Origin of the sequence: Pseudomonas khorasanensis, assembly GCF_014268505.2 — a bacterium.
GTDB classification, from domain to species: domain Bacteria; phylum Pseudomonadota; class Gammaproteobacteria; order Pseudomonadales; family Pseudomonadaceae; genus Aquipseudomonas; species Aquipseudomonas khorasanensis.
On the sequence record NZ_JABWQP020000020.1, the window covers coordinates 56,547 to 66,647 of the forward strand.

A 10,101-nucleotide genomic window follows, 5' to 3' on the forward strand; every position below is an offset into this window, starting at 1 on the left:
TGGGTTACCTTTTCGGCGCTTGGAAAAGGTGACTCGCCGTAAGGGCGAAACCCTAAGCAGCCGTAACCGCAACAACGGATATACACCCAAAACCACCAAACAACGCCCAACAAAAAGGCGCCCGAAGGCGCCTCTAAGCTTCACAAAAAAACGATCAAGCCATCTCTGCTGTCGTTTCGAAGTCAAACGTCATCTCACCATCCTTGACGTCGATGTGCACCACACCGCCATGCTCGGCCAGTTCGCCAAACAGAATCTCTTCCGCCAGGGGACGCTTGATCTTGTCCTGGATCAGGCGCGCCATCGGGCGTGCGCCCATTGCCGCGTCATAGCCACCGGCCGCGAGCCAACTGCGCGCCGCATCGGTAACTTCCAGCAACACACGCTTGTCTTCCAGCTGCGCCTGAAGCTCGGTGAGGAACTTGTCCACCACACTCTTGATGACCTCATGACTGAGGCGACCAAACTGGATAATGGTGTCCAGACGGTTGCGGAATTCCGGCGTGAAGCTCTTCTTGATCACTTCCATCGCATCAGACGAATGGTCCTGATGAGTGAAACCGATCGAAGCCCGCGCGGCCGTTTCGGCGCCGGCGTTGGTGGTCATGATGACGATCACGTTGCGGAAATCAGCCTTGCGCCCGTTGTTGTCGGTCAGCGTACCGTGATCCATCACCTGCAGCAGCAGGTTGAAGACCTCTGGATGCGCCTTCTCGATCTCGTCGAGCAGCAATACGCAATGCGGTTGCTTGGTGATCGCCTCGGTCAACAGACCGCCCTGATCGAAGCCGACATAACCCGGAGGCGCACCGATCAGACGCGATACGGTGTGACGCTCCATGTACTCGGACATGTCGAAACGAACCAGTTCGATACCCAACGCCTTGGCCAGCTGACGCGCCGCCTCGGTTTTACCGACACCGGTCGGCCCGGCGAACAGGAACGAGCCGACTGGCTTGTCAGGCGACTTGAGGCCGGCACGGGACAGTTTGATCGCAGTCGACAGCGAGTCGATCGCCGCGTCCTGACCAAATACCGTGAGCTTCAGATCACGCTCCAGATTACGCAGCAGCTCTTTGTCGGAGCTGGTGACGTGCTTCGGAGGAATACGCGCGATTTTCGCCACAATGTCTTCGACTTGCGGCACTTCGATACGCTTCACACGCTTCTCGACCGGCTGCAGACGCTGGTACGCACCTGCCTCGTCGATCACGTCGATGGCCTTGTCCGGCATGTGCCGGTCATTGATGTAGCGCGACGCCAGTTCTGCAGCGGCACGCAACGACTCATCGCTGTACTCGATATTGTGATGCTGCTCGAAACGCCCTTTCAGGCCGCGCAGGATACCGATGGTGTCTTCCACCGACGGCTCGACGACATCGACCTTCTGGAAACGCCGCGCCAAGGCACGATCCTTTTCGAAGATGCCGCGAAATTCCTGGAACGTGGTCGAGCCGATGCAGCGAATATCACCCGACGACAACAGCGGCTTGAGCAGATTCGAAGCGTCCATGACCCCGCCCGACGCAGCCCCGGCACCAATGATGGTGTGAATCTCGTCAATGAACAGAATCGCCTGAGGCCGTTTTTTCAGCTCATTGAGCAGCGCCTTGAAGCGCTTTTCAAAATCGCCACGATACTTGGTGCCTGCGAGCAAAGCGCCAAGATCGAGTGAATAGACGACGCTGTTGGCAAGCAGGTCCGGCACCTGGTTGTCGACGATACGCTTGGCCAGGCCTTCGGCAATCGCGGTTTTACCCACGCCCGCCTCGCCCACCAGCAGCGGATTGTTCTTGCGACGACGCGCGAGAATCTGCGCGACACGCTCGACTTCCGACTCCCGGCCGACCAGCGGATCGATACGACCCTGGCGCGCCAGTTCGTTCAGGTTGCTGGCATAAGCATCCAGAGGATTGCCTGAAGAAGAAGACTCACCGCCCTCGTCGTCCTGCATATCTTGTTCACCTTCAGAGTGATCGCCATGCCCTGGCACTTTCGAAATGCCGTGGGCGATGTAGTTGACGACATCGATGCGCGCGACACTCTGCTGTTTCAGCAGGAACACCGCCTGACTCTCTTGCTCACTGAAGATGGCGACCAGCACGTTGGCGCCGGTCACTTCGCGCTTGCCCGAGCTCTGTACGTGGAAAACAGCACGCTGCAGGACACGCTGGAAGCCCAGGGTTGGCTGGGTTTCACGATCCTCGTCATGAACGGGGATCAATGGCGTGGTGGAATCGATGAACTCCTGCAGATCATGCTTGAGTTTGTCGAGGTTTGCGCCGCAGGCACGCAATACGGTGGCGGCAGCCTCATTGTCCAATAGGGCCAGCAGGAGATGTTCAACCGTCATGAATTCATGACGCTTCGAACGTGCCTCCTTGAAGGCAAGATTGAGGGTGACTTCGAGCTCGCGGTTTAACATAGCTTCACCTCATACCCAAGTGGTCGGCGATTAACCGTCCTTCTCGATTTCACAGAGTAGCGGATGCTGGCTTTCCCTGGCGTACTGGTTGACCTGCATGGCCTTTGTCTCGGCGATGTCGCGGGTAAACACTCCACATACTGCCCGTCCTTCTGTATGGACGGCCAGCATGACCTTGGTCGCCAGCTCGCGATTCAGGTTAAAAAACACCTCGAGCACTTCGACGACGAAATCCATCGGTGTGTAGTCATCGTTGAACAAAACCACCTTGTACATCGGCGGCGCCTGTAATGCAGGCTTTGCTTCCTGAACAGCAACGCCTGCCGAATCGTCGTCGTGCTCCTGTGGAAGATCCTTTTGGAGAAGCGGGCGATCCTGATTGAATGTTAGTCGAATCTGGCTGATTGCATGCATGGAAAGAAATGTTCGTCTGTTGTGCGAATACAGTGGTGGGGGCGGTTGGACACGTTTTCAACTACGACTGCCCGGTCACCTTGACTATCGGGAAAACGGTGTTACAACCAATAGAGCCCACAGTGGGTAAAAAAGATCCGCGGAGTCAATTCTTTTATCGAATTCGGTTGCGGATGTCGTGGATGATACTCCAGCGTTGGAGTCTGTTGCAGAGGGATTTGAGCATGGCTGTCGGCAAGGTGAAATGGTTCAACAATGCCAAGGGGTATGGATTCATCATCGAGGACGGCAAGACAGAAGATCTGTTTGCCCATTGGTCGGCGATCAAGATGGACGGTTACAAGACCCTTAAAGCCGGGCAACCCGTAGTGTTCGATCTCCTGCAGGGACCCAAAGGGGTACATGCCGTCAACATCAATGCTGTCATCACCGACGCATCCGGTCCGGCTGCTGGCGCGGCTGCGGCTGCGGCTGCGGCGAAAGTCAAAGCGCCTGTCGAAGAGTTGACCTGATAGATCTCCACCAAAGCCTGCAGCCATAAAAAAGCGCCCGACTCATTGGGTTGAATCGGGCGCTTTTACCTGCACGCTTTTGTTACATATGCGAAATCAACGCATCGCCAAAGCCCGAAGACGAAACCAGCTTCGCCCCGTCCATCAACCGTTCGAAGTCATACGTCACAGTCTTCGCACTGATCGCACCGTTGGTGCCCTTGATGATCAGATCCGCCGCTTCGGTCCAGCCCATGTGGCGCAACATCATTTCCGCGGAAAGAATCAGCGAGCCCGGGTTGACCTGGTCCTTGCCGGCGTATTTCGGCGCGGTACCGTGGGTCGCTTCGAACATCGCCACGGTGTCAGACAGGTTGGCGCCCGGCGCGATACCGATACCGCCCACTTCAGCCGCCAGGGCGTCGGACAGGTAGTCACCGTTCAGGTTGAGAGTAGCGATCACGTCGTATTCGGCCGGGCGCAGCAGGATCTGCTGGAGCATGGCGTCGGCGATAGCGTCCTTGACCACGACGTTTTTGCCAGTTTTCGGGTTCTTGAACTGCATCCACGGACCGCCGTCGAGCAGCGTCGCACCGAATTCTTCGGCTGCCACTTCGTAGGCCCATTCCTTGAAGGCACCTTCGGTGAATTTCATGATGTTGCCTTTGTGCACGATGGTCAGCGAATCGCGGTCATTGTCGACCACATACTGCAGCGCCTTGCGCGCCAGACGCTTGGTGCCTTCGAGGGAAACCGGCTTGACGCCGATGCCGCAGTTTTCATCGAAACGGATCTTGGTGACGCCCATTTCTTCTTTGAGGAATTTGATGACTTTGGTGGCTTCCGGCGAGCCGGCCTTCCACTCGATGCCGGCATAAATGTCTTCGGAGTTCTCGCGGAAGATGGTCATGTCGACGTCACCGGGCTTTTTCACCGGGCTTGGCACGCCTTCGAACCAGCGCACCGGACGCAGACAGACGTAGAGGTCGAGTTGTTGGCGCAGGGCCACGTTCAGCGAACGGATGCCGCCACCGACCGGCGTGGTCAGCGGGCCTTTGATGGAGACCACATAATCCTTGACCGCATCGAGGGTTTCCTGCGGCAGCCAGGTGTCCTGATCGTAAACCTGCGTGGCTTTTTCCCCGGCATAGACTTCCATCCAGGAGATCTTGCGTTTGCCGCCGTAGGCCTTTTCAACAGCAGCATCGACAACCTTGATCATCACCGGACTGATGTCGACACCAATACCGTCGCCTTCGATGAAGGGGATGATCGGGTTATCAGGAACATTGAGAGAATGGTCTGCATTGACGGTGATTTTGTCGCCGACGGCTGGAACCTGAATCTTCTTGTAACCCATGCTGAACTCCATTGTTTGGATTGAACATCTGGCTTGCTTCGAGCGTAACCCAGTTAAATCAACACGCAAACCCTATGTTCGGCCCCCGCACACATCTCGTTTCGTACAAGCCTGAAAGCAAAGGGAAAAGCGCCAAACTCAAGCATTCGTAACGACTCTTTGCCCGGCCCTGCCCTGCGACCTTTAGACCAATGGACGAGAATCGTTGCATATGAACCATCGGCAGATTGCCAGCTACCTATGTATAATGCCGCCCGCTGACCACAGGGTCACGACGGCCGGCCTCTCTAGTACGAGACTTTCCGCCTGATTGGTCGGGTTGTTACCGCAGCCTGACTGCTTGACGCTCTACTGATGCACCCAACATCACCGCGAAGAATCTCGACATTCGGTTCATGGATGACTTTGAACGAACGCGCTTACCCGGCGCCCCTCGAGTTTCCGCGCACGCTTTAGCAAAGAAGAGAGAGTTAATCCGAATATGCCCACCCGCTCGAAGATCATCTATACCTTCACCGACGAAGCTCCTGCCCTCGCCACCTATTCCCTGCTGCCGATCATCGAGGCTTACACCGCCTCGGCCGATATCGCCGTGGAAACCCGCGATATCTCTCTTGCAGCACGCATCCTGGCAGGCTTCCCCGAGCAACTGGGCGACAAAGCCGTAGCCGACCACCTCGCCGAACTGGGCGACCTGGCCGTTACGCCTGAAGCCAACATCATCAAGCTGCCGAACATCAGTGCTTCGGTGCCGCAGTTGCAAGCGGCGATCAAAGAGCTGCAGGCGCAGGGCTACAACCTGCCGGACTATCCGGAAACCGTAACCAGCGATGCAGACAAAGATGCCAGGGCGCGTTACGACAAGGTCAAGGGCAGCGCCGTGAACCCGGTTCTGCGTGAAGGCAACTCCGACCGCCGCGCTCCTCTGTCGGTGAAGAACTACGCGCGCAAGCACCCGCACAAAATGGGCGCCTGGGCCAAAGACTCCAAATCCCACGTCGCTCACATGAGCACCGGCGATTTCTACGGTAGCGAGAAAGCTGCCCTGATCGACGCCGCTGACGCTGTGAAAATCGAGCTGATCGCCAAGGACGGCACTGCCACCGTCCTGAAAGAAAAAACCACCGTTCAGGCGGGCGAGATTCTCGACTGCGCCGTGATGAGCAAAAACGCCCTGCGTGCGTTCATCGCTGCTGAAATCGAAAGCGCCAAAGCCCAGGGCGTGCTGCTCTCGGTTCACCTGAAAGCAACCATGATGAAGGTCTCCGACCCGATCATGTTCGGCCAGATCGTTGCCGAGTTCTATAAAGACGCGCTGACCAAGCACGCTGACGTGCTGAAGCAGATCGGCTTCAACCTGAACAACGGCATCGGCGATCTGTACGCTCGCATCAAGGCCCTGCCGGCCGAGCAACAAGCGCAGATCGAAGCGGACATCGCAGCGGTCTACGCCGCTCGTCCGTCGCTGGCGATGGTGAACTCCGACAAAGGCATCACCAACCTGCACGTGCCGAGCGACGTGATCGTCGACGCTTCGATGCCGGCGATGATCCGTGACTCCGGCAAGATGTGGGGCATCGACGGTCAGTTGCACGACACCAAGGCGGTGATTCCGGATCGTTGCTACGCGACCATCTACCAGGCCGTGATCGAAGACTGCAAGGCCAATGGCGCGTTCGATCCGACCACCATGGGCAGCGTGCCGAATGTGGGCCTGATGGCGAAGAAAGCCGAAGAGTACGGCTCGCACGACAAGACCTTCCAGATCAAGGCTGACGGTGTGGTTCGCGTGACCGACAGCAAAGGCAAGCTGTTGATGGAGCAGGCTGTTGAAGCCGGCGATATCTTCCGCATGTGCCAGACCAAGGACGCGCCGATCCAGGACTGGGTCAAGCTCGCCGTCAACCGTGCCCGCGCAAGCAGCACGCCGGCCATTTTCTGGCTGGACCCGATGCGCGCGCACGACGGCGTGGTGATCGAGAAGGTTCAGGCTTACCTGAAGGATCACGACACTGCCGGTCTGGACATCCAGATCATGGCGCCGGTCGACGCTATGAAGTACACCCTGCAGCGCACCCGCGAAGGCAAGGACACCATTTCGGTGACCGGCAACGTACTGCGAGACTACCTGACCGACCTGTTCCCGATCATGGAACTGGGCACCAGCGCCAAGATGCTGTCGATCGTGCCGCTGATGAACGGCGGTGGCCTGTTCGAAACCGGTGCCGGCGGTTCGGCGCCCAAGCACGTGCAGCAACTGGTTGAAGAAAACTTCCTGCGCTGGGATTCGCTGGGCGAGTTCCTCGCTCTGGCAGCGTCCCTCGAGCATCTGGGTGTGAACTACAACAACCCGAAAGCGCTGGTGCTGTCCAAGACCCTGGACCAGGCCACCGGCCAGTTCCTCGACAACAACAAGTCGCCATCGCGCAAGGTCGGCAACATCGACAACCGCGGCAGCCACTTCTATCTGGCGATGTACTGGGCTCAAGCCCTGGCCGCCCAGACTGAAGACGCGGCGCTGCAAGCGCAGTTCGCGACGCTGGCCAAAACCCTGACCGAGAACGAGGCAACCATCGTTGCCGAACTCAACGCCGTTCAGGGCAAGCCAGTCGACATCGGCGGTTACTACCACGCCGACGCCGAACTGATCAGCAAGGCCATGCGCCCAAGCGCAACCTTCAACGCGGCGATTGCTGCGCTGGTTTAAGGTTGTAACGCTGTAAACAGACCCCGGCCGAGTGCCGGGGTTTGTGTTTCTACTGACAACATAAATCCCTTGTGGGAGCGAGCCTGCTCGCGAATGCGGTTTATCATTCAGCACCTTCATTGACTGGCCCACCGCTTTCGCGAGCAGGCTCGCTCCCACAGTTGACCGCGCTACCGTCGAGGAAACCTTATGGAATGGCTCCCCCATATCACCGTCGCCACCATCGTCGAGGACAACGGCCGCTTCCTCATGGTTGAAGAGCACAAGGGCGGCCGCAATGTGCTCAATCAGCCCGCCGGTCACCTTGACCCGGACGAAACCCTGATCGAAGCCGCCGTCCGCGAAACCCTCGAAGAAACCGGCTGGGACGTCGAACCCACCGGCGTCATCGGCATTTACCTGTACACCGCACCGAGCAACGGCGTGACCTATCAGCGCGTATGCTTCAGCGCCAAAGCCGTACAGCATCACCCGGATTATCAACTCGACGACGGCATCCTCGGCGCCAAGTGGCTGACCCGCGACGAATTAATCGCCCAGCGCGACAACTGGCGCAGCGAGCTGATCATCCGCTGCATCGACGATTATCTGGCCGGTCATCACTTCAGCCTCGAACTGATCCGCCCTTCCCTTTAGCCTTGAGGACGCGAGCCTGATAGAATCGCGCCCTTTTCCAAGACACTCATTGAATCCCTATGCGTGATCCAGCCCCTTCTGACACATCCAAGAAGCGCGTCATTGTCGGCATGTCCGGCGGCGTGGACTCTTCCGTTTCCGCTCTCCTGCTGATCGAGCAGGGCTACGCGGTGGAAGGCCTGTTCATGAAGAACTGGGAAGAAGACGACGGAACGGAATACTGCACCGCCATGGACGACCTGGCGGATGCTCAGGCGGTCTGCGACAAGATCGGCATCAAGCTGCACACCGCCAACTTCGCGGCCGAGTACTGGGACAACGTGTTCGAGCACTTCCTGGCCGAGTACAAGGCTGGACGCACGCCGAACCCGGACATCCTGTGTAACCGCGAAATCAAGTTCAAGGCGTTCCTGGACTACGCCATGATGCTCGGCGCCGACCTGATCGCCACCGGTCACTACGTGCGCCGCCGCGATATCGATGGTCGCACCGAACTGCTCAAGGGCCTCGATCCGAACAAGGATCAGAGCTACTTCCTGCATGCAGTCGGCGGCGAACAGATCGCCAAGACCCTGTTCCCGGTCGGCGAACTGGAAAAACCGCAAGTCCGCGCCATTGCCGAGAAGTACGAACTGGCGACGGCCAAAAAGAAGGATTCCACCGGGATCTGCTTTATTGGCGAGCGTCGTTTCAGCGACTTCCTCAAGCAATACCTGCCAGCCCAGCCGGGCGAGATCAAGACCACCGACGGCGACGTCATCGGCCGTCACCACGGTTTGATGTATCACACCATCGGCCAACGCCAGGGCCTCGGCATCGGCGGCCTGAAAGATGCCGGCGACGAACCGTGGTACGTGTTGCGCAAGGATCTGGACACCAACGAGCTGATCGTCGGCCAGGGCAACAATCACCCATGGCTGTTCTCCAGCGCCCTGCTCGCCTCGGAAATCTATTGGGTCAACCCGATCGACCTGAGCCAGCCGCTGCGCCTGACCGCCAAGGTTCGTTATCGCCAGAGCGACCAGGCCTGCACGCTGGAGAAAACAGCGACCGGCTACCGCGCCGTGTTCGACGAACCGCAGCGCGCCGTGACGCCGGGTCAATCCGTGGTGTTCTATGACGGTGAAATCTGCCTTGGCGGCGGCGTGATCGAAGTGGCCGAGCCGTGGAGCGGCCAGGCATGAGCCCGACTCAGGAGCAACTGACGGCGCTGGGCGGCGTGTTTCTCGCTGCCGTGCTGGTCGACCGCATCGCAAAGACCGGCCAGACCAGCGAAGCCGGCCTGAGCTGCATGCTTGGCAGCCTGCTGGTTCGCGACCCGAAGGACACGCTGGACGTATACGGCGGCGACGACATCAATCTTCGCGAGGGCTACCGCGCGCTCATTGGCGCGCTGGAGCGTGATCCGAGCACCTTGCAGCGCGAGCCGCTGCGCTATGCCCTGTCGATGCTGGGCCTTGAGCGGCAACTGGCCAAGCGCGACGACATGCTCGACACCATCGGCAAGCGTCTGCCGCAGATTCAGTCGCAGGTCGAACACTTCGGCCCGGCCCACGAAAACGTCGTGGCCGCGTGCGGCGCGCTGTATCAGGACACCCTGAGCACCCTGCGCCAGCGGATTCAGGTGCACGGCGACATGCGTAACCTGCAGCAGCCGAGCAACGCGTCGAAAATCCGCGCCCTGCTGCTTGCCGGCATCCGCTCGGCGCGCCTGTGGCGACAGCTTGGCGGCCATCGCTGGCAGCTGGTGATCAGCCGTCGCAAGCTGCTCAAAGAGCTGTATCCGTTGATGCGCAGCGAGTAAATCACCGCGCGATAAAAAGCTTTGTAGCCTGTAACGCGTAATACGCCGGTCAGTTGGCAACGGATCGGCGGATATTTTCATGTATGATACGCGCCCCATTTCGTTGCCCGACTGTCCGAGAACACCCCATGCAGCTTTCTTCGCTCACTGCGGTTTCCCCTGTTGACGGCCGCTACGCCGGCAAAACCCAGGCCCTGCGCCCGATTTTCAGCGAGTACGGCCTGATCCGTGCCCGCGTTCTGGTTGAAGTGCGCTGGCTCCAGC

The 10,101-nt window shown here is 58.8% G+C and carries 9 protein-coding genes; 6 read left to right on the top strand and 3 right to left on the bottom strand.

Translation table 11 applies throughout. The features are described from left to right. Positions 1-154: 154 nt before the first annotated feature. Together clpA and clpS are read right to left on the bottom strand one after the other, a co-directional pair. Positions 155-2,425 carry an ATP-dependent Clp protease ATP-binding subunit ClpA gene (clpA, locus tag HU727_RS25000; RefSeq protein WP_186534138.1) on the bottom strand — a complete coding sequence of 757 codons (2,271 nt, stop codon included), beginning with the start codon at positions 2,423-2,425 and terminating at the stop codon, positions 155-157. A 30-nt stretch (positions 2,426-2,455) separates the two neighbouring features. Further along, on the bottom strand, positions 2,456-2,839 hold the full coding sequence (clpS, locus tag HU727_RS25005; protein WP_011334948.1) for an ATP-dependent Clp protease adapter ClpS: 384 nt from the start codon (positions 2,837-2,839) through the stop codon (positions 2,456-2,458). A 224-nt stretch (positions 2,840-3,063) separates the two neighbouring features. Here clpS and cspD point away from each other — a divergent pair, with 224 nt between their 5' ends. After that, positions 3,064-3,351, top strand: a complete 288-nt coding sequence (cspD, locus tag HU727_RS25010) for a cold shock domain-containing protein CspD (RefSeq protein WP_186534139.1) — start codon at positions 3,064-3,066, stop codon at positions 3,349-3,351. 82 nt (positions 3,352-3,433) lie between these two features. On the opposite strand, the gene icd is transcribed toward cspD, so the two are convergent. Beyond that, complete coding sequence (gene icd / locus HU727_RS25015) at positions 3,434-4,690, bottom strand: NADP-dependent isocitrate dehydrogenase (protein ID WP_186534140.1); 1,257 nt, start codon at positions 4,688-4,690, stop codon at positions 3,434-3,436. Between the two features lie 481 nt (positions 4,691-5,171). Here icd and HU727_RS25020 point away from each other — a divergent pair, with 481 nt between their 5' ends. From HU727_RS25020 to HU727_RS26215, 5 genes are all read left to right on the top strand, one after another. Beyond that, the gene (locus HU727_RS25020) at positions 5,172-7,397 is read left to right on the top strand and encodes an NADP-dependent isocitrate dehydrogenase (RefSeq protein WP_186534141.1); all 2,226 of its coding nucleotides are present in this window, start codon (positions 5,172-5,174) and stop codon (positions 7,395-7,397) included. Positions 7,398-7,586: 189 nt separating this feature from the next. After that, on the top strand, positions 7,587-8,033 hold the full coding sequence (locus tag HU727_RS25025) for an NUDIX hydrolase (RefSeq protein ID WP_186534142.1): 447 nt from the start codon (positions 7,587-7,589) through the stop codon (positions 8,031-8,033). A 59-nt stretch (positions 8,034-8,092) separates the two neighbouring features. Then, the gene (gene mnmA / locus HU727_RS25030; protein ID WP_186534143.1) at positions 8,093-9,217 is read left to right on the top strand and encodes a tRNA 2-thiouridine(34) synthase MnmA; all 1,125 of its coding nucleotides are present in this window, start codon (positions 8,093-8,095) and stop codon (positions 9,215-9,217) included. Continuing rightward, positions 9,214-9,837, top strand: a complete 624-nt coding sequence (hflD, locus tag HU727_RS25035) for a high frequency lysogenization protein HflD (RefSeq protein ID WP_102899353.1) — start codon at positions 9,214-9,216, stop codon at positions 9,835-9,837. The genes mnmA and hflD overlap by 4 nt, the downstream gene beginning before the upstream one ends. Positions 9,838-9,965: 128 nt before the next feature. Further along, positions 9,966-10,101: hypothetical protein (locus HU727_RS26215; protein WP_437180434.1), on the top strand; the 136-nt coding region annotated here is incomplete at its 3' end.